Annotated in this window: 26 protein-coding genes and 2 tRNA genes; 17 read left to right on the top strand and 11 right to left on the bottom strand. The window is 59.2% G+C overall.

Annotated elements, in window-relative coordinates; all coding sequences use genetic code 11:
• Window positions 1–28: 28 nt before the first annotated feature.
• Complete coding sequence (locus G3256_RS17585) at window positions 29–1,327, bottom strand: mechanosensitive ion channel family protein (protein ID WP_246227680.1); 1,299 nt, start codon at window positions 1,325–1,327, stop codon at window positions 29–31.
• Window positions 1,328–1,617: 290 nt separating this feature from the next.
• Between G3256_RS17585 and leuC the strand changes: the two genes are divergently transcribed.
• From leuC to G3256_RS17600, 3 genes are all read left to right on the top strand, one after another.
• Window positions 1,618–3,024, top strand: a complete 1,407-nt coding sequence (gene leuC / locus G3256_RS17590) for a 3-isopropylmalate dehydratase large subunit (RefSeq protein WP_169642060.1) — start codon at window positions 1,618–1,620, stop codon at window positions 3,022–3,024.
• 82 nt (window positions 3,025–3,106) lie between these two features.
• Window positions 3,107–3,661 carry an HdeD family acid-resistance protein gene (locus G3256_RS17595; RefSeq protein ID WP_169642061.1) on the top strand — a complete coding sequence of 185 codons (555 nt, stop codon included), beginning with the start codon at window positions 3,107–3,109 and terminating at the stop codon, window positions 3,659–3,661.
• 125 nt (window positions 3,662–3,786) lie between these two features.
• Window positions 3,787–4,410, top strand: a complete 624-nt coding sequence (locus tag G3256_RS17600) for a cysteine hydrolase family protein (RefSeq protein WP_169642062.1) — start codon at window positions 3,787–3,789, stop codon at window positions 4,408–4,410.
• An 11-nt stretch (window positions 4,411–4,421) separates the two neighbouring features.
• Here G3256_RS17600 and G3256_RS17605 read toward each other — a convergent pair whose 3' ends face one another.
• On the bottom strand, window positions 4,422–4,637 hold the full coding sequence (locus tag G3256_RS17605; RefSeq protein ID WP_169642063.1) for a hypervirulence associated TUDOR domain-containing protein: 216 nt from the start codon (window positions 4,635–4,637) through the stop codon (window positions 4,422–4,424).
• 93 nt (window positions 4,638–4,730) lie between these two features.
• Between G3256_RS17605 and leuD the strand changes: the two genes are divergently transcribed.
• The 3 genes from leuD (at window position 4,731) to G3256_RS17620 (ending at window position 7,558) form a co-directional block, all read left to right on the top strand.
• Entirely contained in the window at window positions 4,731–5,336 is a 606-nt protein-coding gene (gene leuD, locus G3256_RS17610) for a 3-isopropylmalate dehydratase small subunit (RefSeq protein WP_169642064.1), read from the top strand.
• Between the two features lie 324 nt (window positions 5,337–5,660).
• A complete protein-coding gene (locus G3256_RS17615) occupies window positions 5,661–6,503 on the top strand; it encodes a hypothetical protein (RefSeq protein ID WP_246227683.1) in 843 nt (280 codons plus the stop codon).
• Window positions 6,504–6,622: 119 nt separating this feature from the next.
• Window positions 6,623–7,558: an endonuclease/exonuclease/phosphatase family protein gene (locus tag G3256_RS17620; RefSeq protein ID WP_343044396.1), complete on the top strand. Its 936-nt coding sequence runs from the start codon at window positions 6,623–6,625 to the stop codon at window positions 7,556–7,558.
• Here the strand turns inward: G3256_RS17620 and G3256_RS17625 are convergent.
• Window positions 7,525–8,214 (bottom strand): DUF2306 domain-containing protein, encoded by a 690-nt coding sequence (locus G3256_RS17625; protein WP_169642066.1) that lies wholly within the window; start codon window positions 8,212–8,214, stop codon window positions 7,525–7,527. The two genes, G3256_RS17620 and G3256_RS17625, sit on opposite strands and share 34 nt — an antisense overlap.
• Before the next feature lie 176 nt (window positions 8,215–8,390).
• On the opposite strand from G3256_RS17625, the gene leuB reads away from it, so the two are divergent.
• Both leuB and G3256_RS17635 read left to right on the top strand, forming a co-directional pair.
• Window positions 8,391–9,497 (top strand): 3-isopropylmalate dehydrogenase, encoded by a 1,107-nt coding sequence (gene leuB, locus G3256_RS17630; protein WP_169642067.1) that lies wholly within the window; start codon window positions 8,391–8,393, stop codon window positions 9,495–9,497.
• A 113-nt stretch (window positions 9,498–9,610) separates the two neighbouring features.
• A tRNA-Pro gene (locus tag G3256_RS17635) sits at window positions 9,611–9,687 on the top strand.
• Window positions 9,688–9,715: 28 nt separating this feature from the next.
• Here the strand turns inward: G3256_RS17635 and G3256_RS17640 are convergent.
• Both G3256_RS17640 and G3256_RS17645 read right to left on the bottom strand, forming a co-directional pair.
• Window positions 9,716–10,165 (bottom strand): hypothetical protein, encoded by a 450-nt coding sequence (locus G3256_RS17640; RefSeq protein ID WP_169642068.1) that lies wholly within the window; start codon window positions 10,163–10,165, stop codon window positions 9,716–9,718.
• A gap of 191 nt (window positions 10,166–10,356) precedes the next feature.
• Window positions 10,357–11,436: a tyrosine-type recombinase/integrase gene (locus G3256_RS17645; protein WP_169642069.1), complete on the bottom strand. Its 1,080-nt coding sequence runs from the start codon at window positions 11,434–11,436 to the stop codon at window positions 10,357–10,359.
• On the opposite strand from G3256_RS17645, the gene G3256_RS17650 reads away from it, so the two are divergent.
• From G3256_RS17650 to G3256_RS17660, 3 genes are all read left to right on the top strand, one after another.
• Window positions 11,430–12,110, top strand: a complete 681-nt coding sequence (locus tag G3256_RS17650) for an ImmA/IrrE family metallo-endopeptidase (RefSeq protein WP_169642070.1) — start codon at window positions 11,430–11,432, stop codon at window positions 12,108–12,110. The genes G3256_RS17645 and G3256_RS17650 overlap by 7 nt on opposite strands.
• 200 nt (window positions 12,111–12,310) lie before the next feature.
• Window positions 12,311–12,592 carry a type II toxin-antitoxin system RelE/ParE family toxin gene (locus tag G3256_RS17655; protein WP_169642071.1) on the top strand — a complete coding sequence of 94 codons (282 nt, stop codon included), beginning with the start codon at window positions 12,311–12,313 and terminating at the stop codon, window positions 12,590–12,592.
• A 12-nt stretch (window positions 12,593–12,604) separates the two neighbouring features.
• Complete coding sequence (locus G3256_RS17660; protein WP_169642072.1) at window positions 12,605–12,895, top strand: HigA family addiction module antitoxin; 291 nt, start codon at window positions 12,605–12,607, stop codon at window positions 12,893–12,895.
• A 32-nt stretch (window positions 12,896–12,927) separates the two neighbouring features.
• Here G3256_RS17660 and G3256_RS17665 read toward each other — a convergent pair whose 3' ends face one another.
• From G3256_RS17665 to G3256_RS17680, 4 genes are all read right to left on the bottom strand, one after another.
• Window positions 12,928–13,998, bottom strand: a complete 1,071-nt coding sequence (locus G3256_RS17665; protein ID WP_169642073.1) for a hypothetical protein — start codon at window positions 13,996–13,998, stop codon at window positions 12,928–12,930.
• Between the two features lie 162 nt (window positions 13,999–14,160).
• Entirely contained in the window at window positions 14,161–14,460 is a 300-nt protein-coding gene (locus G3256_RS17670; protein ID WP_169642074.1) for a hypothetical protein, read from the bottom strand.
• Window positions 14,461–15,369 carry a hypothetical protein gene (locus G3256_RS19270; RefSeq protein ID WP_246227688.1) on the bottom strand — a complete coding sequence of 303 codons (909 nt, stop codon included), beginning with the start codon at window positions 15,367–15,369 and terminating at the stop codon, window positions 14,461–14,463.
• A 155-nt stretch (window positions 15,370–15,524) separates the two neighbouring features.
• Window positions 15,525–15,601 (bottom strand) — tRNA-Arg (locus G3256_RS17680).
• 187 nt (window positions 15,602–15,788) lie between these two features.
• Between G3256_RS17680 and G3256_RS17685 the strand changes: the two genes are divergently transcribed.
• Together G3256_RS17685 and G3256_RS17690 are read left to right on the top strand one after the other, a co-directional pair.
• Window positions 15,789–16,766 (top strand): LacI family DNA-binding transcriptional regulator, encoded by a 978-nt coding sequence (locus tag G3256_RS17685; protein WP_425501490.1) that lies wholly within the window; start codon window positions 15,789–15,791, stop codon window positions 16,764–16,766.
• Window positions 16,763–17,974, top strand: a complete 1,212-nt coding sequence (locus G3256_RS17690; protein ID WP_169642076.1) for a winged helix-turn-helix domain-containing protein — start codon at window positions 16,763–16,765, stop codon at window positions 17,972–17,974. The genes G3256_RS17685 and G3256_RS17690 overlap by 4 nt, the downstream gene beginning before the upstream one ends.
• Here the strand turns inward: G3256_RS17690 and G3256_RS17695 are convergent.
• Window positions 17,971–18,669, bottom strand: coding sequence for an aspartate/glutamate racemase family protein (locus tag G3256_RS17695; RefSeq protein WP_169642077.1), 699 nt, complete (start codon window positions 18,667–18,669; stop codon window positions 17,971–17,973). The two genes, G3256_RS17690 and G3256_RS17695, sit on opposite strands and share 4 nt — an antisense overlap.
• Before the next feature lie 31 nt (window positions 18,670–18,700).
• A complete protein-coding gene (locus G3256_RS17700; protein ID WP_169642078.1) occupies window positions 18,701–19,216 on the bottom strand; it encodes a winged helix DNA-binding protein in 516 nt (171 codons plus the stop codon).
• Between the two features lie 134 nt (window positions 19,217–19,350).
• Between G3256_RS17700 and G3256_RS17705 the strand changes: the two genes are divergently transcribed.
• From G3256_RS17705 to G3256_RS17720, 4 genes are all read left to right on the top strand, one after another.
• A complete protein-coding gene (locus G3256_RS17705; protein ID WP_169642079.1) occupies window positions 19,351–20,592 on the top strand; it encodes an NAD(P)/FAD-dependent oxidoreductase in 1,242 nt (413 codons plus the stop codon).
• A 30-nt stretch (window positions 20,593–20,622) separates the two neighbouring features.
• Window positions 20,623–21,609 (top strand): TRAP transporter substrate-binding protein, encoded by a 987-nt coding sequence (locus G3256_RS17710; RefSeq protein WP_169642080.1) that lies wholly within the window; start codon window positions 20,623–20,625, stop codon window positions 21,607–21,609.
• Between the two features lie 66 nt (window positions 21,610–21,675).
• Window positions 21,676–22,200 (top strand): TRAP transporter small permease, encoded by a 525-nt coding sequence (locus G3256_RS17715; RefSeq protein ID WP_169642081.1) that lies wholly within the window; start codon window positions 21,676–21,678, stop codon window positions 22,198–22,200.
• 4 nt (window positions 22,201–22,204) lie between these two features.
• A complete protein-coding gene (locus G3256_RS17720) occupies window positions 22,205–23,515 on the top strand; it encodes a TRAP transporter large permease (protein WP_169642082.1) in 1,311 nt (436 codons plus the stop codon).
• Window positions 23,516–23,517: the final 2 nt, after the last annotated feature.

Consider the following 23,517-nt stretch of genomic DNA (forward strand, 5'->3'; position numbering starts at 1 on the left):
GCAGATGCGGTCCGGCAACCCCGGGCTGTCAGTCTGTCACCGGTGCGGGGTCTGCATCTTCCAGCATGCGGACTTCGCGCTGCGGGAAGGGGATGGAGATGTCGTTTTCTTTGAAGGTATCCCAGAGCGCCAGATACACATTGCCGCGGATGTTCGTGAGACCGCCCGTGGGGTCGCGGATCCAGAACCGGAGGATATAATCAACCGAGCTGTCCCCAAAGCCCACGATGTGACAGACCGGCAGCTTTGGGTGCTTGAGCACCCGGTCGACATTGGCCGCCGCTTCGATGGCCAGTTTTCGGACCACATGCGGATCGCACCCGTAGGACGTGCCGAAAAAGATATCGAGACGCACGAACTCGTCCGAATGCGACCAGTTTACCACCTGCCCGGTGATCAGATCTTCGTTCGGAATGAGGTATTCGCGGCCATCGCGCGTCACGACGCTGACGTAACGCGCGCCGAGAGCGTTGATCCAGCCGAAGGTTTCACCAAGGCTGATCACGTCACCGGGTTTGATGGATTTATCGAGCAGAATGATGACGCCGGAGACAAGGTTAGAGACGACTTTCTGCAGGCCGAAACCAAGGCCCACACCGATGGCACCTGAGAGCACGGCGAGACCGGTGAGATCGATGCCCACAGCCTTGACACCCAGAAAGAACGCCATGCCATAGAGGAAAATCTGCACCGCCTTGACCGCGAGCACCTGCATCGAGGGGCTGATATCCTCGTTGCGCCGGATGCGGGTTGCGATGGTTTTATTGGCCACCCGCGCCCCGGTCGCCAGCGCGCCGATGAGCACTCCGGCGGTCAGCAGCGTCAGCAGCGAAATTCGGAAATCACCGACCTCAAGCGCGAGATCATCAAGAAACACCGACACTTCGTCGCCGAGCCCGGCAAACTGCAGCGTCGCATAGACCCAAAGGCCCCAGACCACGACCTGCCGCAGGAACCGGTTGCGCACCAGCCGGCCAAGATAGGCAATCAGTACCCAGGTCGCGGCAAGTGTCGCCACACCGCCGATCAGATAGGAGCGCGACGGCCAGGTGACACTCTGCATCACCAGATAAACCGCATAGGACATCGCCGCGAAAAGGATCAGCCCCATGCGGCGTTTGATCTGCACAATCACCCGAAGCTGCCATTTCTGCCAGCCTTCGGTCGCGCGCACGCGGTTGTCGATCATGCGGCCACCGGCACCGTGCAGCAGCCAGGCAAGTCCGGCGAGCGCCAGCAGGATCAGAACCTGGTTCTGCCGCCAGCCAGGCTCCAGCAGATCGGCGAGAAACAGAGCGATGAGATGACGGATTTCTTCCGCGGACATCAGGACATCCGCGATCTGTGCGCTTCCCAGCTCGAGAATGTTTTCCTTCTCCATCCACGCAGAATTGCACAGCCCCTGCGTCGCTACAACCGGCCTCGCGGACCTTGCGGCACAGCGGCCAAGAGGATAAGACACCGGCTATGTCTGTATGTGCGCAAATCAGAATCGATCTTGATGACCGGGCCCGCCTGCGTGAACGTTTTTTCGGCGCCACGCACAGCGTTCTTGCACGACTGTAAGCGCGACTGCCCGACACAGACTGCCCATTTCCACAGTACGGGAGAGGACCGATGTCCCCCAAGACGCTCTACGATAAAATCTGGGATGCCCATGTCGCCCACGAAGCGGACGACGGCACCTGCCTTCTTTATATCGACCGCCACCTCGTGCATGAGGTCACCAGCCCGCAGGCCTTTGAGGGGCTGCGCATGGCCGGTCGCAAGGTCCGCGCGCCTGAGAAAACCATCGCCGTGCCGGATCATAACGTCCCAACAACGCTCGATCGCGCGAATGCTGCGACGATGACCGAAGACAGCCGCATCCAGGTCGAGGCGCTTGATAAAAACGCCAAAGACTTCGGCATTCATTATTACCCGGTTTCGGACGTGCGCCAGGGCATTGTGCATATTGTCGGGCCCGAGCAGGGCTGGACCCTTCCCGGCATGACCGTGGTCTGTGGTGACAGTCATACCGCAACCCATGGCGCATTCGGCGCGCTGGCGCATGGCATCGGAACGTCTGAGGTAGAACACGTGCTCGCCACCCAGACGCTGATCCAGAAGAAATCGAAAAATATGAAGGTCGAGATCACCGGCAAGCTCGCCCCCGGTGTCACGGCCAAGGACATCACCCTGTCGGTGATCGGCAGGACCGGTACCGCGGGTGGCACCGGCTACGTTATCGAATACTGCGGCGAGGCGATCCGGGATCTCAGCATGGAAGGACGCATGACCGTCTGCAACATGGCGATCGAAGGCGGCGCACGCGCCGGCCTTATTGCGCCCGATGAAAAGACATTCGAGTACTGCAAAGGCCGCCCGCACGCCCCGAAGGGCGCGCAGTGGGAAGCCGCGATGGACTGGTGGAAGACGCTTTACTCAGATGATGATGCCGCCTGGGACCAGGTGATCACCATCAAAGGCGAAGACATCGCACCGGTCGTCACCTGGGGCACCTCGCCCGAAGACGTGCTGCCGATCACTGCCAGTGTGCCCGCTGCCAGCGATTTCGAGGGTGGCAAGGTCGGTGCCGCGCAGCGCTCGCTGGACTATATGGGTCTCACTCCCGGCACGCCGCTGAACCAGATCGAGATTGATACCGTTTTTATCGGGTCGTGCACCAACGGGCGGATCGAGGATCTGCGCGCTGCCGCCGCGATCCTCAAGGGCAAAAAGATCAAAGAGGGTCTGCGCGCCATGGTCGTGCCGGGCTCAGGCCTCGTGCGCGCTCAGGCCGAGGAAGAGGGGCTTGCGGATATCTTCAAAGAGGCCGGGTTCGAGTGGCGTCTGGCGGGCTGTTCGATGTGTCTGGCGATGAACCCGGACCAGCTGGCCGAGGGCGAGCGCTGCGCGTCGACTTCGAACCGCAACTTCGAAGGTCGTCAGGGCTACAAGGGCCGCACACACCTCGTTTCTCCGGGCATGGCGGCGGCCGCCGCGATCACCGGAAAGCTCACCGATGTACGCGAGATGATGTAATCTGACCTTACGCGGTGCGGCACCGGTTGCTTAAGTGGCAACCGGAAAGCCGCCCCGGCAGATACCACGAAAGGACGACAAAATGAAATTATGGGTAAAATGGCTTGTTCTGGGCATTCTCTCTCTGGTGTTCGGCCTGTTTGTCCTGGCCAATCCGGTCGCCGCCTCTTTTGCGGTGACAGTAGTGGCCGGTGTGACCTTCGCGCTGATCGGCGGAGCTCAGATCGTTGCAGGTCTGGGCTCTGAGGACCGCACGACAAAGATCATGGGCACCGGTCTGGGCGGGCTGATGCTGCTCCTCGGTATATCTCTCATGTTCCGCCCGCTTGAAGGCATTCTGACGCTTGCAACCATTGCGACGGTGCTGATCGGAGCCAACGGACTTTTGCGCCTCGTGACCGCCTGGCAGATGCGTTCGACGCCGCTGTTCTGGCCGATGCTTATTTCAGGTGCGCTTTCAGTCCTGCTCGCGGGATATATCCTTGCCAACTACTTCGAGATTGCGCCGCAGCTTCTTGGCATACTTCTGGGGATTGAGCTGCTGTTTAACGGAGCCGGGCTGATCGCGCTGGCTTTGTTTTTGCGCACTGTCAAAGGGGCTCTGAAGGACAAGGTAGAGGCCCGGCTTAAAAAGTAAGCCACCACCAAAGCGACCGGAGGTAAGATGGACACCCGGAATATGTACACAACGACGTCGACTGACGAAGTGATCACGGCAGAGATGTCCGTCGGGATCTGCGGCGCCATGACGCGAGGGTCGACATGATCAGGCAGTTTGGCCCCGAAACCGGTCTTTTGCTGATCGATGTCCAGAAGGGCGTGAATGTCTTTGACCACTGGGGCGGCGGCAGTACCGGCCGGCGCAACAACCCTGAGGCCGAAGACCGGATGCGCGCGCTGCTGAACGCATGGCGGGCGGGCGACCTGCCCGTAATTTTCACGCGTCACGACAGCCGTGAGGCGGCCTCACCGCTCAAACTGCATCTGCCGACCGGGGCGATGATCGACGGTTTTGAGGCGCAGGACGGCGAGATCATCATTGAAAAGGATGTGAACTCGGCTTTTGTCGGCACCGATCTGGAACTGCGGCTGCGCCAGCACGGTATCACCCGCCTCGTGGTGGCGGGCTTTTTCACCAACTTCTGCGTCGAAACCTCGGTGCGGATGGCCGGCAATATGGGGTATGACACCTATCTCGCGCATGATGCATGTGCGACCTGTAACCGGATCGGGCCGGATGGCACGGATTATGACCCGCAGGTGCTGCACGACATTTCAGTTGCGAACATGCACGGCGAATTCTGCACCGCACTCGAGACCGGCACGCTGCTCGGTCTGGTCGGCGCGGATGCGCCCGCCCTCGAACGCGTTCAGGGCAACGAATGATGACCCGGGGCTCAGGACGCTTTGCGCAGTTCGCTGTCCGATTTGAGAACTTCACTGCCGTCTTCCTGCTCGATTTTATAGGCGGGGCTTTCCGCGCTTGCATCCCGCGTCACCTCGGTGCCCGAGATTTTCAGGGTAATCTTCTGCGTGTACTTTTTGGCGATCCTGCCGGTGCCCGAGCCATTGCCCCAGTCCCACTCAACCCTTGTGCCTTCACTGTATGACATTCCGAAACCTCTCCGTTTGCGATATGCCGGTCCAACCCGCGGACACCTGTCCGGGTTCCGGCGCATCCGGGACAACCGTAAGGACTCCACCCCATGGATAAATTCAACACGCTCACCGGGATCGCCGCACCGATGCCACTGGTCAATATCGACACCGATATGATCATCCCCAAACAGTTCCTGAAAACGATCAAACGCTCGGGGCTTGGCGTGAACCTCTTTGACGAGATGCGCTATGACCGTCAGGGCAATGAGGTGGCTGACTTTGTGCTGAACAAAGACGCTTACCGCGAGGCGGAAATACTCGTGGCGGGTGAGAACTTCGGCTGCGGGTCATCGCGCGAACACGCACCCTGGGCCATCAAGGACTTTGGCATCCGCTGCGTAATCGCACCTTCTTTTGCGGATATCTTCTACAACAACTGCTTCAAGAACGGCATCCTGCCCGTCGCCCTGCCGAAAGAGCAGGTGGATGTGCTTATGAAAGACGCCGAAAAGGGCGCCAACGCCCGGATGAGCATCGATCTTGAGGCACAGACGATCACCACCTCGGATGGTGAGGTTTTCAGCTTTGAAGTGGACAGTTTCAAAAAGCACTGCCTGATGAACGGCCTTGACGACATCGGCCTGACCATGGAAAAAGCCGCCGCAATCGACACCTTTGAAGGATCAGCATCCCAGGCGCGCCCCTGGGTCTGAACCGGTCCGGGCCCCTCTGCCCGCTGTGCGCCTCTTTTCTTTTGGCAGCATGCGTTAACCTTTCATTGTGGGCGTCCTCGCGCCGCCCACAATATCTTGCGATGTGCCTGTTTTTCGTCACATATTTGATGCAAGAACGCACCAGTCCTTCCCTCAAAACGCCCAACGTATTGCGTCTTGTTAACCGTAACACTTGCGGAACTAAGACGAATGATGGCACAAATGGGGCATAAATGAGGCAGAGCCCACCGCCCCGGTGGCATCAAGTTGGAACAAGATTGCGGCACTGAATCGCATCTGGCCGGTTTGAAGGGAAAGAAACGTATGTTTGTTCGTATTTCAGGCGCAGTAATGCGTGGCCTGTTGGTGGCACTTCTTATTGCCACGCCAGCGCTTCTGCTGCCTGACGTGGCAACGGACCAGTCCCAGATCATCGTTCTGGTGGCGCTTCTCGCCGCGTTTCTGACCTTTATCGAATATAATTCCGCAGCACCCAGCATTGTCGAATTCCGCGATGCGGCCCCCTTTAACCGCCTGCGGTTTGTCACGCTTTTTCTGACGGTTTTCATGCTGACGGCGATCGCCAAGGGCAAGGTCGAACCAACCTCCCTGACCCAGGCTGTGACCGCCCTGGGCACGATCATCGGCAATGCCATTGATTTCCCCTTCTCTCCGGTGCGGCTGATTGTGCTGATGCTGCCTGCGGATGTGAGCCAGTGGCTGATCCAGGATGTGCGCACAGCCGCCGGTATTGCCTATCTGATCTCACTGGTTGCGATGGTGTGGTTTTACTTCATCGTGCGCTATGGTCGCTGGCCGGTGCGCTATGGCCCGTTCAATGTCTGGGTCAATCTGCCGCTTTTCGACCCCACCGCAGGCGGCGATGTGCTCTACCGGCTGCAGCGCGATGCGCGGGTCAATATCGCGCTTGGTTTCCTGCTGCCGTTTCTCATCCCGGCAGTGGTCAAGGCCACCTCTGATCTGATAGACCCGATCACATTGGCGAACCCGCATACTCTGATCTGGACGATATCTGCATGGGCCTTTCTTCCTGCCAGCATGATCATGCGCGGATTTGCGATGATGCGCATCGCCAGCATGATCGATCAGAAGCGCCGCCGCGCCTATGCAAGCCAGGCCGAGGAACGCGAGCTTCAGCCCGCCTGATCACAGCAGCTGCGGCGCTTTGCCTGAGTGCTGCCGGTCTTTATGCCGATACCCTGCGTATTGCTACCTACAACACCGAACTTCAGCGCGACGGGCCGGGCCTGCTGCTGCGTGATATCCTGAGAGGCGAAGACCCTGACATCGTCGCCGTCATGTCGGTTCTGGCGGAGACAGCACCTGACATCGTTGTGTTGCAGGGGTTCGACTATGATCTCACGGGGGCCGCGCTCAATGCCTTTGCGGACCGTCTTGCCGGAACCGGACCCTCCTACCCCTGGCGCTTTGCCGCACGGCCCAATACCGGCTACCAGAGCGGCATTGATCTGGACGGGGACGGGCGTGCCGGTGATCCGCGCGATGCACAGGGATACGGGCGTTTCAGCGGCCAGGGCGGTATGGCCGTGCTCTCGCGTTTTGAGATCATCGCATCGGACGTGCAAACCTTCACCGACCTGCTCTGGCGCGATTTTCCCGGGGCACTGCTCCCGGAAACCGATGCCAGGCCTTTCCCGTCACCCGAGGCTCAGGCCATTCAGCGTCTGTCCACCACCGCCCATTGGGTGGTGCCGGTGCAGGTCCCGGGCCTGGGGCGGCTGTCCCTTCTGACCTTTCACGCCAGTCCGCCGGTCTTTGACGGCCCCGAAGACCGCAACGGGCGGCGCAACCATGATGAAATTCTTTTCTGGCAGTACTACCTCGACGGCACCTTCGGGCCTGCACCTGCGGAGAAGCTTGTCCTGCTGGGCGACACCAATCAGGACCCGCAGGACGGCGAAGGACGCAAGGCAGCCATTCGCGGACTTCTGAATAACCCGCTGTTGCAGGACCCTGCTCCGCGCAGCACCGGCAGCGTCATCATCAGCGACGATCCTTTTGACACCGCTGACTGGGACGATCCCGTGCCCGGAAATCTGCGGGTGGATTATGTGCTGCCCTCACGCGATCTCACGGTGACCGGCAGTGGTGTCTGGTGGCCTGACCCGGCGAGTGAGGCCGGTGAAACCGCAGCCACAGCCAGCCGTCACCGCCTCGTCTGGGTCGATATCGCGCGCTGAACCGTCACCGGTCTGCGACGCATCCAGAGTTCCAGCACAATGAGATAGGGCAGGTAAAACGCCACGTTCTGCACCAGATCGAAGGAGCTGCGAAAATCCGTGGCCATGCCGGCCTCGTACCCCAGCATGTCCCAGATGCCGTAATGCACCCGGTAGAGCCACGAGCCGATCGCCAGCACAAAAAGGCGCAGCGCCCAGCGGCGGTGCCGGTCATAGCGCCCCGCATGCGCGTGACGCAGAACCTCACAGGCTGCGAGGATCATCAGCGCGCCGTAAAGCGCAAACCCGGCATTCATCGGAGGCCCGCCGATCGTGCCGCGCCCGGCGATAAAGATCAGCCCGCCCGCCCCGGTGATCAGCGCCGCCGCAATGAGCAGACGACCCGTAAGCCGGTGCACCAGTGGCCAGCGCAGTCTGATCCCGGGCACCAGTTGCAAAAACACCAGCAATGACAGCAACCCGCCGGCCATCATATGCACGAATACCGCCCCGTTCAGCAGCGGTGCGCCCGGTGTGAAGAAACGCCCGCGCGGCGCGTCATCCGGCACGAGCCCGGACAGACCGGTCACCAGCGCATAGAGCGCAAAAGGCAGGATCATCAGCGCCAGCAGGAAGAGAGCGGCAAGACGCAGCAGTTGCGGCGCGGTTCGGGTCATCCGGGCCTCCCTTGTGAACATTCCGACAGCGTTGCAGCCAAGTATAACGCGCCGGCAGCGGCCTTTCACGTGGCATCACAGCGCGCCCCGGCAAACGCGACCCTGTGCGCCGCTTCTTGACCCTTGCCGCGCGCCGATATACGCCGCTGGCAGCTTAAATTCGCAGGAGATGACGCATGGCCAACCCTTCCCTTCTTATCCTTCCCGGCGACGGGATCGGCCCGGAAGTCATGCAGGAGGTCAGACGCGTGATCACGTGGTTCAGCGAAAAGCGCGGACTTGCCTTCGACATCACCGAAGATCTGGTTGGTGGCGCTGCTTATGACGCGCATGGTACGCCGCTGCATGACGACACGATGGCCAAAGCACTTGATGTCGATGCGGTGCTGCTGGGCGCTGTGGGCGGACCGAAATACGATAATCTCGATTTCAGCGTAAAGCCTGAGCGCGGCCTGTTGCGGCTGCGCAAAGAGATGGATCTGTTCTCTAACCTGCGCCCGGCCCAGTGTTTCGACGCGCTGGCCGATTTTTCGTCACTGAAAACAGAACTGGTCTCCGGGCTCGACATTATGATCGTGCGCGAGCTGACCTCGGGTGTCTATTTCGGAGAACCGCGCGGCATCTTTGAGGAAGGTAACGAACGCGTGGGCATCAACACCCAGCGGTACACCGAAAGCGAGATTGACCGCGTGGCACGATCCGCCTTTGAGCTGGCGCGCCGGCGCTCGGGCAAGGTATGCTCCATGGAGAAGGCCAATGTGATGGAGAGCGGCATTCTGTGGCGCGAGGTCGTGCAGAAAGTGCACGACGAGGATTATCCGGACGTCGAGCTCAGCCACATGTATGCAGATAACGGCGCGATGCAGCTGGTGCGCGCGCCCAAGCAGTTCGACGTCATCCTGACCGACAACCTCTTCGGCGATATCCTGTCGGATTGTGCCGCGATGCTCACCGGTAGTCTCGGGATGCTGCCTTCCGCAAGCCTCGGCGCGCCGAATGCGGACGGCCGGCCCAAAGCGCTTTACGAGCCGGTCCACGGGTCAGCCCCCGACATCACCGGTCAGGGCAAAGCCAACCCGATTGCCTGTATCCTCAGCTTTGCCATGGCTCTGCGCTATTCCTTTGACCAGGGCGATGAAGCCACGCGCCTTGAGACTGCGATCGAAAAGGTTCTGGCCGACGGCGCTCGCACGGCTGACCTGATGGGTGAGGCCGGCGGGACGCCGATCAGCACGACGCAGATGAGCGACGCCATCCTGAGCGCACTCGACGCGAGCCTCTGAAGGCGCTGTGTCATCCAACCCGGCGTGCTCCGGTGAGGGCGGCAGAACGAAGGCTCGCGTGATGCGGGGGCCTTGCCAAGCGTCTGTGTTAAGAGTATCCGGGCGCACACGGTCGGGCTGTAGCGCAGCCTGGTAGCGCACCTGCTTCGGGAGCAGGGGGTCGGAGGTTCGAATCCTCTCAGCCCGACCAGTTTTCCATCAGTTAAGATTATGAGCGTTCAGCGCAGTTTCAGCCCGAACTTTCGTTTGCGGTGCATCAGCGGCGCGCCGTATTCGGTGGACTTTGCGCTGCTCCCTGAGGCAAAGCCGCTGTGGAACGGTCCACCGTATGCTTTTCCGTGTCCGGAAATCTGCGGCAGCGTCGAGGCCTTATGCGGATGTGTTTTATCCTCGTGAATGATGTCCCGGGCGATGCGGCCAAAGTGCGAGTTACGCCTGAACTTGCGATACGCGCGGTTCTTGTACCCTTCCTGCCGGTATCCGTGGTGGCGATATCCCGGGTGGCGTCCATAACCGTGCCCGTATCCTCTTGAGGGGTTCACCGAAATCACAACGCTGCCCCCGCCAAGCACGACTTTGCCGCTGACATAGATATCTGATGCCGCAGCAAACCCCGGCGCGAGACATCCCACGATCACCAGCAGGCATATTCTGACAGTTACCCGCATTTCACACTCCTCTTCACCGGTACCTTCACAGTCTGTCACGATAACAGAATTGCCGGGTAAGGCAAAATGTCCGCCTTCACGACCGCGCGATGGCGCGTGTTCACGGCAGAATGGCATGGTGCAGCAGAAGTGGTGATCCCGATTGGATTCGAACCAATAACCTGCCCCTTAGGAGGTAACCGTTCATAGCGCTATTCCTTCTGTGATTTCTGTTGTTTGGGTGTTTGTACGGGGTCCTCCTGTACATGGTTTGTACGAAAGCGTGCCCTAATATCGGCCTCATCCGTTTCAGCATGGGCATAAATGCGCATGGGTAAATTGGGGTCTGACCAGCGTCCGGCTTCAGCGGCGGTGACTGGATCAACACCTTGGCGAACGACCAATTCAGTGAAGTAGCCATGTCGCCCTGCCGGATGGGCCGACAGGTACGGGATGCCGGCCCGCTTGCAGATCGTCTGCCATCGGGTGTTGTAACCGGTCGAACTACCATAGCCAAACACGCGGGGGCTCATGAACCTACCAGTCTTGCGGTTTTTCGGCCTTTTCGGCGGAAGAGCTAACATCTCACCCATGGTTTCTGGTGAAACTGTAACCCAGTCTTCGGGATGGCCCTTTTTTGCCTTTAGCCGCACCTTGTTCTCAGCGGGTTTCAAGTCTTCAGCTGTTAGCGAAACCGCTTGATCTATCCGCGCTGCAGTTTCGAACATAAACCGCACCAAGGCGGCGTTATATGGATCAGCAGCCATACAGAACGCCTCAATCCAATCCTTCTCTGCTGGTACTCGTTCGACGCGACTTATCTTACCACGCAACTTGTCCTGAGCGATCCGTTCCATTTTGCTATATGGCTTCACTCGGATCAAAGGTGTGCCGATCAACTCGTGCGCATTGTTGATTACTGATCTGGCGGGCGTCACTATTTCGCGCCACCAGGTATCGGTAGACGCCATCGGCTTCCATTGTGCTCCAAACGACTTCAGCAGCGCGCCTGAGATAGCCTGCAACGGCATGTCGCCAATCTCTTCGACAATTGGGATCAGCTGTTTCGCGGTCTTTGGGGAGGCGTTGTACAGCATGATCGCATCTGAGAAGGTTTTGCTCGGCTCTCCAATGCTATCACGGTAATAGCTTAGCCATCTCTTAAAGCGGAAGACGGCAAGGACAGCATTTAAGGAGTTCAAATCTCCAGCTTGGATGGCTGCTCCATACACTTCATCAAGGTCATCGTCGTCACCAAAAGGTAGCAGACGCTCTATCTCTTCCCATGACATTTCGGGTTCAACAAAAGTTACGTAAAACTAGAACTGAGAGAACCAATGCAAAGACGGACTTTTCGGCACTCGAAGCGTGGTGTGCCGCCGTTCTTGCAAAGGCGGACAAAGTAAAAATTGAACCTTGCAAGGGCTTTGATCCAGAAGCGACGGCAAGGCGAATTGCCAAAGTTAGCGCTAGAGCCAATTGGGCTAGAGAGATCGCAGATGAGCTCAACAAGATCGGTATTGTCCTAATAGTCCTCGAACACTTGCCAGGCACTTACCTCGACGGTGCTGCAATGCTCCGCAGTGATGGCGTACCCGTGATCGCACTAACCATAAGACACAATCGGATAGATAATTTCTGGTTTACGTTAATGCACGAATTTGCACATGTTTGCCTACACTTGAATAGCGGCCGTGACATCATCCTAGACGATCTAGACGTCAGCTCAGCCGACGAGATTGAGGCAGAGGCAGACGCTTTTGCAAGCGAAGCATTGATTCCTGGGAAACTTTGGTTGGAGAATATCGATGGTCGAAGTCGAACTGACGACATCAAGAGGGTAGCAACTAGGGCGGGTGTGCATCGCGCGATTGCCGCTGGCCGATGGCAACACACTTTCGGAGACTATCGCCGATTCAGCAAACTGTTGGGTAGGGGTGAAGTCAGAGAATTGTTCTTTGGGTGAAACGACTTAGAAAATATGACCAAGCAGCTAACAGATAATCACCTACTGTTTTTTTTAGCATCCGGAAAGTAAAGCCGCGACATCAAAATCTCATTTCCATGCAAAACATGGCCGCTAACAGATCCAGGGACGTGATCGATGAGCCTGTTCAATATGTATCATGAATTGACACACGTATCTTTCCGTGATACACGGCTAGCATGATCCAAAGCACTAAGGGCAAACTCGCTGCCAATGCTGTGAAAGGCAAGTACGGCAAAGGCTTCCCCGGTGACTTGGTGAAGCGCACTCGGGCGATGCTTTCGGCGCTGGATGCTGCGGTTGTTGTCGAGGATTTGCGGTTCCCACCCGGCAACCACCTGGAAGAACTGAAAGGGGATCGTGCCGGGCAACACTCCGTCCGTATCAACGGGCAATGGCGCATCTGCTTTGTCTGGACGCCGAACGGCCCCACCGAGGTCGAGATTGTGGACTACCATTGAGAGGATACGCTGATGAGCTTGCTTGAAAACCCGATGCACCCCGGTGAAGTCCTGAAAGAGCTTTACCTCGATCCCCTAGATATGGGGGCCATCGCGTTTGCCAGGCGTCTGGGTGTGCCTCGTACGCGGATCGAGCGGTTGATCAAAGGCACGACCGGGATCACGCCTGACACGGCGCTGCGCTTTGCCCGTGTGTTCAACACGACCCCGGCTTACTGGGTGAACTTGCAGACGAACTACGACATGGCGTTGGCGGCTAAAGAGATCGACGTATCTGATATTGAACCCTTGATTGCTGCTTAATTCACGATTCTGCGCTAAGTGGTGAGTAGCACTCACCCTAGGCGTTGGGCGGCATATCGATCATGTATCGTCCCAATGGTCGTGATCATACGTTCAAAGAACGAATCGTAGATTCTGGGGAGATCGAGATTGATTTTCTGATCTTTCCCGTAAAAATTCGTTCGGTTCTTGAAAGTCTCAAACCGACCATCAGACATGTCAGGGATCAAGATGAAACGCTCGATCAAACGATGCCGTTTGAAGTGTTCGTAGACTCTGGCGCTTATGTCGAGATGACCATCATGAACGATCCGATCTCTTATGGAGCAGATCATCCAAATTAGTTCGTCTTTCGCGAACAATGTACCGGCCCGTTCATCGAGCTTTAGACTTTTCTTGTCGCTGTACTGTTTTGATCGCCCTCTGAGTCTGACGATCTGCGAATAGTCGATCGCATCCCGCTCAAATTCAAATGCCAACTTCACAGCATAGTCCAGAAGGCTTCTCATCCTGACAAATATGGTTTCCAGATGAGCATGGATCAGAGATGTTTCCGCCGAAACCGATGAACGCAAGCCTACTCTTTCTTCCTTCTGGTAAACGTAGGGTTCGCAATCATTGAACAAGCCATAAAACTCGCCGATGACCTGACTAATTTGCGCGCTTGTCCTTTGGATGTTTGTCAGCAGTCCCTGCACATCTTGCAGATACATGAACTTATGCAACACCGGATCTGGATGCGATCCGGCAAGAAGCTGTTCAAATCTCTTCTTTGTTACGCGGCTCTCAGGTTCGATCCCAGCCATATGTACCCAGTCAGGTATCTTATCATGGTAAATCTTGAATTCTATATCGGAAATAATCGATCTTCGGATATGCCCGTGTGTCGCGGCACACAAATCGTCCAGCTCAACATCCACATTCGTGTCTGTTCGACGCCAGTATTTTTGTGAGTCCTGGAAAAAAGCTTTGGGCTCTTTTTCCCTCACTTCTTTGGAGGGCTTACCATTAAGGTTCTTTATTGGCTTTTCATCGTCTCCAGAAACCGGCCAGCCGCAAATCTTGCCAACACCCGTAGAGGCTTGAACGGAAATTTGGCGATAGCCCCTTCGCAACTTCGACATTCCAAACCTTCTGTACTGACAAACAGTTCCCGGCTATCGCTCTCAAACCCGCGATTTCTGCGCAAGCCCTACCGCCAAAATTTGTGCCTCTTGTCATTCCAGAAGTCATTTGAATTGAGCCCTAATGCCGCAACCCCTTTTCCGCATGCGCCTCCTGGCTGTCTAGCTGTCCCTCAATCTCTCGGCGGCGGCTGTCGCTAAGGTCAAGCTCTGCTGCAAGCTCTTGTCCAGCGTCTTGTAGCTCGCCTCGTCGTTCAGCAATCCGCTCAAGGCCTGCATGGATGCGGCCTGTGAACGAATGAGCAAGGTCACGCAGTCTTTCAAGCCAGCCAGCTCCCTCTCGATCCTGCCGGTCGAGCGTGTCTCCAAGGCGGTCAAATCCTTCGCGGAGGCCTCTGAGGCCGTCACCAACCGCTCGACGCAGGCGAGCAAGTCGCGTTCCAAGGCTGTCAACTGGGTCATCTAATCCTCCTCGATCCTGATGCAGGTGACGGGTCTCTCGGCCATCGTGCAGGTGCGTAGGCGCGTCTTCGAAGGGTCCAGGATCAGCCAGGTCCCCTCGGGCCGCTCGATCCGTGTAAGGCCCATCTCCGTCAGTTCCGAGCGTGTCAGATGCACCGTCCAGAAGAAGCTCGCGGCCAACCGTGCATGGTGATCGGCCTCCAAGGCCTTCGCCTTCTCTCGGTCTTCCGCTTGCTTCTCGACATAGGCCAGCCAGCGCCGCGACTGGAACCAGTTATCAGAAAAGCAGACCTTGGAGCGGGTGAAACTTGCGCTATCGGTCGCGTAGGCTTGGACGGCCTGCAAAAAGTCCTCCGGCGCAATCCCTTCCTTCATGGCCCCTTCGATTTGGGCAAGGCAGGCCGCTTTGCCCCGCAACCGGTCGGGCGGATAAGCCGCCAAAATCTTCTCAGCTGCTTCGTCCACCGCCGCCTCGCGCCTGCGCGTAGGTGGTTTATGGATGGTTTTAGGATGGTTTGGGGGCCGTGGTGGCCCCGGTACCCCGGCCACAGTGGCCCCCGTACCGGGGCCAGACTGGACGGGGGCCACTGTGGACCCCGTCTCAATCTCGGGCTCTAGCGTGGGTTCCAGCGCCTCGACTTTGGTCAGATCGATCCGGTAGACGACGGTGAAACCATTCTTGCAGGTGCGTGCGCCAGTCTCAACCAGGATGCCTTCCTTCAGGAACTCGCGGACAGTTCGCTTGACTGTGGTCTCCCCCAACTCGGTGTGCCGCTGGATCGTTCCCTTGGAACACCAGATGCCTGACCCATCGTCGGACGCCTTGTCCGCCAGAAACATGATGATCTGCTTGCGGGTGGCGCTGCCGAACTTCCGTTCCGCGCATGTGTTCGCGACCCGCCAGCTCATTGGAAGGCCCCGAATTGCGTAAAGACGTGTGAATTTTGTACAGGTTTTGTACGAGATTTCCGCCGTTTCAGCAGAATTCGGCGCGAAAGCTCGCGGGACTTTCTGCAAGCTCCTGCACAAAGCCCTGTAAATAAGCCATATTTTTCAGGTGTTTTTGGCGACCCCGGCAGGATTCGAACCTGCAACCTGCCCCTTAGGAGGGGGCTGCTCTATCCAGTTGAGCCACGGGACCGCCGCGACAGCTTTAGACCAGTCTGGCGCGCTTGTCATCGCCTGATCACGATTACCCTGGCAAGTGCTTGAACGTTGCGAACAGGGTGCGCTAACATCGACCAGCAGTACAGGAAATTCATGTGACAAGACCAAAGCAGCGGCCCCTCACCTTGCGAGATGTATCAGAAGCCTGCGGGGTGTCAGAAATGACGGTCAGCCGCGTGCTCCGCAATCGCGGCGATGTGTCGGTCGCGACCCGCGATAAAGTCCTGCAGGCCGCGAAATCGCTGGGATATGTGCCCAACCAGATCGCCGGGTCGCTGGCTTCACAGCGGGTCAACCTGGTGGCGGTGGTCATTCCGTCACTCTCGAATATGGTCTTTCCCGAAGTTCTGACCGGCATCAACGAGGTGTTTGAGGAAACCCCCCTGCAGCCGGTCGTTGGCGTGACCGATTATATGCCTGAAAAAGAAGAACGCGTGCTTTATGAGATGCTGTCCTGGCGTCCGTCGGGGGTAATCATCGCCGGACTGGAGCATTCGGACGCTACCCGCGCTATGCTCAAAAATGCAGCGATCCCGGTGGTTGAGATCATGGACACAGACGGCACGCCTGTGGATTCGGTCGTAGGGATTTCCCACCGGCGCGCGGGCCGGCAGATGGCAGCGGCGATCCTGAAACAGGGGTATCAGCACATCGGCTTTATGGGTACCAAGATGCCGCTTGATCACCGGGCGCGAAAACGGTTCGAAGGCTTTACCGAAGCCCTTGCCAAGGCCGGTGTTGAGATCGAGGACCGTGAATTCTATTCGGGCGGCTCAGCGCTTGCCAAGGGCCGCGAGATGACAGCCGCGATGCTGAAACGCTCGCCCGATCTCGATTTTCTGTACTATTCCAACGATATGATAGGTGCGGGCGGCTTGCTCCACCTGCTCGATCAGGGCATCGACGTACCTGGTCAGATCGGGCTTGCCGGGTTTAACGGCGTGGAGCTTTTGGACGGGCTGCCCCGCCAGCTCGCGACAATGGATGCCTGCCGCAAAGAGATCGGAACCCTCGCGGCGAAGATCATCCTGGAACGCTCAGCCCTGCCCGAAGATGCAGAGCCCGACAGCTCCGGACATATCACGCTGAAGCCTAAAATCACCTTCGGAGACACGCTGCGCCGTTACCGGCGGGGATGAATACGCTCACCCTGACGAACGCACAGGCGCGGCGTCTCTTTCTCGACCGGCACGCGCTCAGCGAGGCACCACAGGGTGCCGCACATGGCCGGGAGCTGTTGTCGATGATCGAGCGACTGGGGTTTGTGCAGCTCGACAGCATCAACACGGTCGCCCGCGCGCACGACCTGATCCTCTTTTCACGGCGTCCCCGCTACCGGCCTGAGGCGTTGAAAAAACTCTACGAGAAAGACCGCGCGCTCTTTGAGCACTGGACCCATGACGCCGCCGTGATTCCGGTCAGCTATTACCGCTGGTGGCAGCTGCGCCGCGAGCGCGATGCTGAAAAGCTGCGACGGCAGTGGCGCGACTGGCGCCGCGACGGCTTCGAGGATCAGTTCCAGGTGGTGCTGGACCAGATCCGCGAAAACGGACCCGTCAGCACCTCGGATGTGGGCACAGGTGAAAAGCGCGGATCGGGCGGCTGGTGGGACTGGCACCCTTCTAAAACCGCGCTGGAGTATCTCTGGCGCAGCGGCGCGCTCTGCGTGGTCGGTCGCGAAGGCTTCCGCAAACGCTATGATCTGACCGAACGGGTGATTGATGAGGCGCTCTGTACGCCGCTGGCCACGCCGGAGGAGACCGCAGAGGTGATCGGCTGGTGCTGTGCCGGGGCGCTCGACCGGCTCGGGTTTGCCACGCCGGGAGAACTGGCGGCCTTCTGGGACCACGTGAGCATTGCAGAGGCCAGAGACTGGTGTGCAGCAGAGCTTGCGGCGGGCCGGTTGCAGCCTGTGAGGCTCACCGGCGCGGATGGTACCCTGCGCGACAGTTTTGCGCGGCCCGGGATCGGCACAGACCCCGCACTGGAGCTGGCGCCGACGTCGCGACTTCGGGTGCTCAGCCCTTTCGATCCGGCACTGCGCGATCGCAAACGGGCCGAACGGCTTTTCGGCTTTGACTACCGCATCGAGATTTTCGTGCCCGAGGCAAAACGCAGATACGGGTATTATGTCTTTCCGCTGCTCGAAGGCGACCGTCTGGTCGGCCGGATCGACATGAAGGCTTTCCGCGACCGCGACGAACTGGTGGTCAAAGCGCTCTGGCCAGAGCCAAAGGTGCGCTGGGGCAAGGGCCGCATCGCCGCCCTTGAGGCCGAACTGGAGCGCATCATCCGCCTTGCCGGCGTCAGCAGATGGCGGTTTGAGGACGGCTGGCTGCGCAGCTAAGACGCCGGGAAAACCGGCGGCTGCAGGCTTTCGTGAAACCATAACAGATAAGTGTAAACCGAAAAGACGGGCCGCCCCGTGGCCCGGGTGATGTCCGCCGCATAAGGCACCATATTGGTGCACTCCAGGATGATCGCACCGGTCTGCGGTGCGCGCGCCACAAGCTGCCGGGCCGCTGAACAAAGATCACGCCTGGCCGCGTCGGCATCCAGCACGGTCTGATTGCCCAGAATGCTGCGGGCAAAGGTCGTATCCTCTACGCCTTCGATGGCGCAGGTATCGGGCACACCTGCCACGGCAAGATGGCGCGGGCTCAGGCTGGCAGCGGAAATTGTGAGCACCCCGATGTTCTGATCCGGCGGCAGGGCGGCCTGAATCTGTGCGGCCTGCTCAAGCGCCGAGGCCGCAACCGGCGCGCCCAGTTCTGCCGCCAGCCGGGGCCGGATCAGCGCGAGAAAGCCACAGGTGGTGGCAATGCCGGTGCAGCCCGCGTCAATCAGCCCCCGCCCGGCTGTGATGAAATCCTGCACCAGCGGTTCGGGGTCTTCGCAGACCACGGCCTGCGGTGTGGCACCGGGCACCACGGCGTAGCGCACCGGAAAGGGCCATGTCACGGGATTGCCCACATCGCCCGGTATGCGCGGAAACTGCGTGTCGAGCATCAGGATACCAAGGCGGGCGGCAGGACCGGTCATACCTGGTGATAGCCTCGGATCGCGCCCGCGATCAATAGGTGGTGGCAGCCCGCGCGGCCTGGTCGTACTGGCCCGACATCAGCCGCAACAGCCCCGCCGCACGGCTCACCTGTTCCGGCTCAAGCCCCAGATCCGCCACGGCGCGCAGCAGCAGCCCTTCCCGGATCTCGCGATAGCGCTCGCAGGTCTCAGCGCCCCTGTCGGTGGTGGCCACGGTTTTTTCCTTGCCCTGACGCCCGTCTTTGACAAGGCCCGCTTTCTTGAGTTTGCGGATCGCGTAATTGACCGTATGCGTATCCTCTACATTCAGCACCAGACAGATATCGGCCAGCTTTTTCGGCCGGTCGCGGTGATATACCGAATGCAGCACCAGCACATCCAGCGCGCCAAGCTCAGGGTATCCCGCCATGGCAATTGCGCGTACCATCCAGCGCTCGAAAGCATGATTGGCGAGGATCAGCCCGTATTCCAGCTCAGACACCTCCGCAAAGGAGCCGCTGGCCAGATGAGCGGATGAAACGACGGGTCCGAGAAAGCTGTCTGTCATAGCAGCAGACTGCCTGACGCTGACAATTTGTCAACATTTTGTTGACGTATTGTGAGAACTGGTCAGGATAAGAACAGGGAATCAGCTCCCGGGGGAAATTTGCACATGGTCTTCTGTACCGGCGGAGCCGTGAAATGACACAGCATGTGGCCGTCATTGGTGCCGGTATTGTTGGTGTGTCCACCGGCATCTGGCTGCGCCGAGCCGGTTTTGATGTGACGATTATCGATCGCTCGGGCCCGGGCAGGGGCACATCGCACGGCAATGCGGGGATACTTGCGGCCTGCGCCATGGTGCCCGTCACGTCGCCCGGTCTCATCCGCAAAGCACCCGGCATGCTGATGTCACCGGATTTCCCGCTTTTTCTACGCTGGGCCTATCTGCCGAAACTGGCGCCCTGGCTGGTGAAGTATCTCGCCAACGCCAATGATGCCGACACCCGGCGTATCGCTGCCGGGATCGCACCCATTGTCACCGACAGCGTGTCTCAGCATAAAGCGCTGACCGGAGATGCGGGCCTCGGACACTGGGTCACCGAAAGCGATTACTGCTTTGGCTATCGTGACCGGGCGGCCTTTGACGCGGAGAGCTATACCTGGGGCCTGCGCCGCGAGGCAGGCTTTGCGCCCGAGCTTATCGAGGGCGATGCCGTGCGCGAGTACGAGCCCGGTGTGAGCCGTGAGATCAGCTGTGTCGCAGTGGTGAAGGATCACGGGTTTATCCGCGACCCGGGCGGGTACGTCGCCGCACTCGCTGCAGCGTTTGAGGCGGGGGGCGGTAGAATCCTGATCGCTGATGTCAAAGACTTCGATCTCAGCGGCGGTAACATCAGCGCCGTCGAAACCAGCGAAGGCCGGATAGACTGCGACCAGGCTGTGCTCGCCACCGGTGTCTGGTCAAAACCGCTGATGCGCAAACTGGGGCTGAATGTCCCGCTCGAATCCGAACGCGGCTATCACATCGTTTTTGAGGCCGCTGAGAACGGTCCTACCCGGCCCATGATGATCGCCTCCGGTAAATTTGTCGCCACCCCCATGGCGCAGGGTGTACGCTGCGCCGGTGTGGTGGAACTTGGCGGGCTCGATGCCGGCCCGTCGAAGGCCCCGCTGAAGATGCTGCGCCGCCAGGCAAAAGCCGCTTTTCCGCGGATGACAGCGACGCAGGAAATCGAATGGCTGGGGCACAGGCCCGCCCCCAGTGACAGTCTGCCCCTGATCGGGCAGATCGGAAAAACAGGAGTCTGGACCGGCTTCGGGCACCACCACATCGGCCTGACCGGCGGTCCGAAAACAGGCCGGCTGCTGGCCGGGCTGATGTCCGGTCAACCGACAAACATGGACATGGCGCCTTATGCGCCTGAACGGTTCCGGAACTGAATTAAACAAAAAACCAGCAAGGAGAGATACATGACACTGACAACAAGACTTATGGCAGGTGCGGCGACAGCGGCACTGACCCTGGGCGCCGCTCTGCCGGCGGCTGCCGCGGAAAAATGGGATATGCCGATGGCCTATTCCGCATCGAACTTTCATTCCGAGAACGGCGTGACCTTCGCCGAGTGCGTGGGCGCAGGAACGAATGGCGAGATCACCATCGAAGTGCACCCGGGCGGCTCGCTCTTTGCCGGTGCAGACATCAAACGCGCGATCCAGACCGGTCAGGTGCAGATCGGCGAGCGACTGCTCTCGGGCCACCAGAACGAAAGCGCTGTGTTCGGATTTGACAGCGTGCCTTTCCTCGCCCCGTCGTTTGACGACAGCGAAAAGCTCTATGACGCAGCCAAACCAAAGATCGAAGCGCTGCTCGATGAGCAGAACCTTGAGCTGCTCTATGCCGTGCCATGGCCGCCGCAGGGTCTCTACTTCAAGAAAGAAGTGAACTCGGTGGCCGATATGGAAGGCGTGAAGTTCCGCTCTTATAACAACACCACAAGCCGGCTTGCGGAACTGACCGGCATGCTGCCCGTCACCGTCGAAGCCGCTGAGATCAGCCAGGCGTTTGCCACCGGTGTGGCAGAATCCATGGTGTCGTCAGGGGCCACGGGCTATGATCGCAAGGTCTGGGAGAGCCTCACGCATTTCTATGAGGTCGATGCCTGGCTGCCGCGCAACTACGTGATGGTCAACCAGGACGTCTGGGCCGATGTGTCCGACGCCAACAAGCAGGCCATCATGACCTGTGCGGCCGAGGCCGAGGCCCGCGGTCTGCAGGCGTCCAAGGACTATACCCAGTTCACAATGGACGGGCTTGCCGAGGGGGGCATGACCGTGCAGCCCGCAGGCGATGCACTGATGGGCGAGCTGCGCGAGATCGGCGCCACCATGACGTCGGAATGGCTCGAAGCCGCAGGTGACGAGGGCAAAGCCATCGTCGATACCTTTAAAGCTCAGTAACTGAGCCTGCCCGTCCCGCGTATCGCGCGGGGCGGGCCCTTTTCCCGAGACGACCGGAGACCGGCCATGACTGATCTGCGCAAAACGCTCGACTTTCTTTATATGGCAGCCGGCGTGCTGGCCGCTCTCTGCCTCGTGGCCATTCTGGCGCTGATCGTGGCGCAGATGGTCGCGCGCTGGACCGGCGAAATCTTTCCGGGTGCACCCGATTACGCCGGCTATGCCATGGCCGCCGCCAGCTTTCTTGCCTTTGCCAATGCGCTCAATCATGGCGCGCATATCCGGGTTTCAATTCTACTTAATGCTGTCCCCGCGGGGACAAGACGGTTGCTTGAGATCTGGTGCTTCGGGCTGGCAGCGGCAGTTGCCTGGTACTTCACTTATTACGCTTACTGGTTCGTTTACTGGTCCTGGAAGTTCAACGAGGTGAGCCAGGGGCAGGACGCCACCGCCCTGTGGATCCCGCAGTCGGTCATGGTCATCGGTGGCGGCCTGCTCGCCATCGCGCTGACCGACAACCTGCTGCATGTCATCTTCAAGGGTGAGCACCGGATCGTCCGGGACACCGTCGACGAAACATTCGAGGTGTGAGCAGATGACCGAGATATATGCAATCATCCTCTTTCTGGTCGTGCTCTTTCTGCTGCTGGGCACCGGCGTCTGGGTCGGCCTGGCACTGATGGGCGTGGCCTGGGTGGGCATGGAGCTTTTCACCACCCGCCCTGCCGGCGACACGATGATCACCACGATCTGGGCGTCTTCTTCAAGCTGGACGCTGACGGCCCTGCCGCTCTTTATCTGGATGGGCGAGATCCTTTATCGCACGCGATTATCGGAGGATATGTTCAGGGGTCTGTCGCCCTGGCTGGCAAAGATGCCCGGCGGTCTGGTGCATACAAACATCGTCTCCTGCACGATCTTTGCTGCCGTCTCCGGCTCGTCGGCCGCGACGCTGACAACCGTCGGCAAAATGGCCATCCCGGAACTCAGGGCCCGCAAGTACCCCGAAAAGATGGTGATCGGCACGCTTGCGGGCGCCGCGACGCTGGGGCTGATGATCCCGCCCTCCATCGCGCTTATCGTCTATGGCGTCACCGTCAACGAAAGCATCACCAAGCTCTTTTTCGCGGGCGTCTTTCCGGGGCTCATTCTGGCGTCGATGTTCATGGCCTATGTGGCGATCGTCTCAAAGACATCCTCGAGCTGGAATCCGGATATGGAAACCGGCATGAGCTTTTCTGAAAAGCTGCGCAACTCGCGGTTCCTGCTGCCGGTGCTGATCCTGATCACGGTGGTGATCGGGTCTATGTACGGCGGCTACGCCACTGCAACCGAGGCCGCAGCCATCGGTGTGCTGGGCGCGCTCGCCCTTGCGGCGGCACAGGGGTCGCTGACGGCGGGCTCGTTCCGCGAAAGCCTGATGGGGGCAATGCGCACCTCTGCGATGATCGCGCTCATTCTGGCGGGCGCTGCCTTCCTGAAGCTTTCGATGGGGTTTACCGGCCTGCCCCGCGCCCTTGCTGACGGCATCGCCGCGATGGAACTCGGGCGGTTTGAGCTTCTGATGGCACTGCTGGTTTTCTATATCGTGCTGGGCATGTTCCTTGACGGGATCTCAGCTGTGGTGCTGACCATGGCAATCGTCGAGCCGATGGTGCGCGAGGCGGGCATTGATCTGATCTGGTTCGGGATCTTCGTCGTTGTGGTTGTCGAAATGGCGCAGATCACGCCGCCAATCGGGTTTAATCTCTTTGTGCTGCAGGGAATGACCGATCATGAGATGGGATACATCACCAAAGCGGCCCTGCCGATGTTCCTGATCATGGTGCTGATGGTCTTTATCCTGATCTGGTTTCCGGAGATCGCGACCTGGCTGCCGGATAATCTGCGGCAGACACCGGGCTGATA

Origin of the sequence: Roseobacter ponti (genome assembly GCF_012932215.1) — a bacterium.
GTDB classification, from domain to species: domain Bacteria; phylum Pseudomonadota; class Alphaproteobacteria; order Rhodobacterales; family Rhodobacteraceae; genus Roseobacter; species Roseobacter ponti.

Coding starts and splice junctions, on each gene's coding strand:
- G3256_RS17585 (WP_246227680.1), bottom strand. CDS start 1,327: ATGTCCGCGGAAGAAATCCGTCATCTCATCGCTCTGTTTCTCGCCGAT.
- leuC (WP_169642060.1), top strand. CDS start 1,618: ATGTCCCCCAAGACGCTCTACGATAAAATCTGGGATGCCCATGTCGCC.
- G3256_RS17595 (WP_169642061.1), top strand. CDS start 3,107: ATGAAATTATGGGTAAAATGGCTTGTTCTGGGCATTCTCTCTCTGGTG.
- G3256_RS17600 (WP_169642062.1), top strand. CDS start 3,787: ATGATCAGGCAGTTTGGCCCCGAAACCGGTCTTTTGCTGATCGATGTC.
- G3256_RS17605 (WP_169642063.1), bottom strand. CDS start 4,637: ATGTCATACAGTGAAGGCACAAGGGTTGAGTGGGACTGGGGCAATGGC.
- leuD (WP_169642064.1), top strand. CDS start 4,731: ATGGATAAATTCAACACGCTCACCGGGATCGCCGCACCGATGCCACTG.
- G3256_RS17615 (WP_246227683.1), top strand. CDS start 5,661: ATGTTTGTTCGTATTTCAGGCGCAGTAATGCGTGGCCTGTTGGTGGCA.
- G3256_RS17625 (WP_169642066.1), bottom strand. CDS start 8,214: ATGACCCGAACCGCGCCGCAACTGCTGCGTCTTGCCGCTCTCTTCCTG.
- leuB (WP_169642067.1), top strand. CDS start 8,391: ATGGCCAACCCTTCCCTTCTTATCCTTCCCGGCGACGGGATCGGCCCG.
- G3256_RS17640 (WP_169642068.1), bottom strand. CDS start 10,165: ATGCGGGTAACTGTCAGAATATGCCTGCTGGTGATCGTGGGATGTCTC.
- G3256_RS17650 (WP_169642070.1), top strand. CDS start 11,430: ATGACATTTCGGGTTCAACAAAAGTTACGTAAAACTAGAACTGAGAGA.
- G3256_RS17645 (WP_169642069.1), bottom strand. CDS start 11,436: ATGTCATGGGAAGAGATAGAGCGTCTGCTACCTTTTGGTGACGACGAT.
- G3256_RS17655 (WP_169642071.1), top strand. CDS start 12,311: ATGATCCAAAGCACTAAGGGCAAACTCGCTGCCAATGCTGTGAAAGGC.
- G3256_RS17660 (WP_169642072.1), top strand. CDS start 12,605: ATGAGCTTGCTTGAAAACCCGATGCACCCCGGTGAAGTCCTGAAAGAG.
- G3256_RS17665 (WP_169642073.1), bottom strand. CDS start 13,998: ATGTCGAAGTTGCGAAGGGGCTATCGCCAAATTTCCGTTCAAGCCTCT.
- G3256_RS17670 (WP_169642074.1), bottom strand. CDS start 14,460: ATGACCCAGTTGACAGCCTTGGAACGCGACTTGCTCGCCTGCGTCGAG.
- G3256_RS19270 (WP_246227688.1), bottom strand. CDS start 15,369: ATGAGCTGGCGGGTCGCGAACACATGCGCGGAACGGAAGTTCGGCAGC.
- G3256_RS17685 (WP_425501490.1), top strand. CDS start 15,789: ATGACGGTCAGCCGCGTGCTCCGCAATCGCGGCGATGTGTCGGTCGCG.
- G3256_RS17690 (WP_169642076.1), top strand. CDS start 16,763: ATGAATACGCTCACCCTGACGAACGCACAGGCGCGGCGTCTCTTTCTC.
- G3256_RS17695 (WP_169642077.1), bottom strand. CDS start 18,669: ATGACCGGTCCTGCCGCCCGCCTTGGTATCCTGATGCTCGACACGCAG.
- G3256_RS17700 (WP_169642078.1), bottom strand. CDS start 19,216: ATGACAGACAGCTTTCTCGGACCCGTCGTTTCATCCGCTCATCTGGCC.
- G3256_RS17705 (WP_169642079.1), top strand. CDS start 19,351: ATGACACAGCATGTGGCCGTCATTGGTGCCGGTATTGTTGGTGTGTCC.
- G3256_RS17710 (WP_169642080.1), top strand. CDS start 20,623: ATGACACTGACAACAAGACTTATGGCAGGTGCGGCGACAGCGGCACTG.
- G3256_RS17715 (WP_169642081.1), top strand. CDS start 21,676: ATGACTGATCTGCGCAAAACGCTCGACTTTCTTTATATGGCAGCCGGC.
- G3256_RS17720 (WP_169642082.1), top strand. CDS start 22,205: ATGACCGAGATATATGCAATCATCCTCTTTCTGGTCGTGCTCTTTCTG.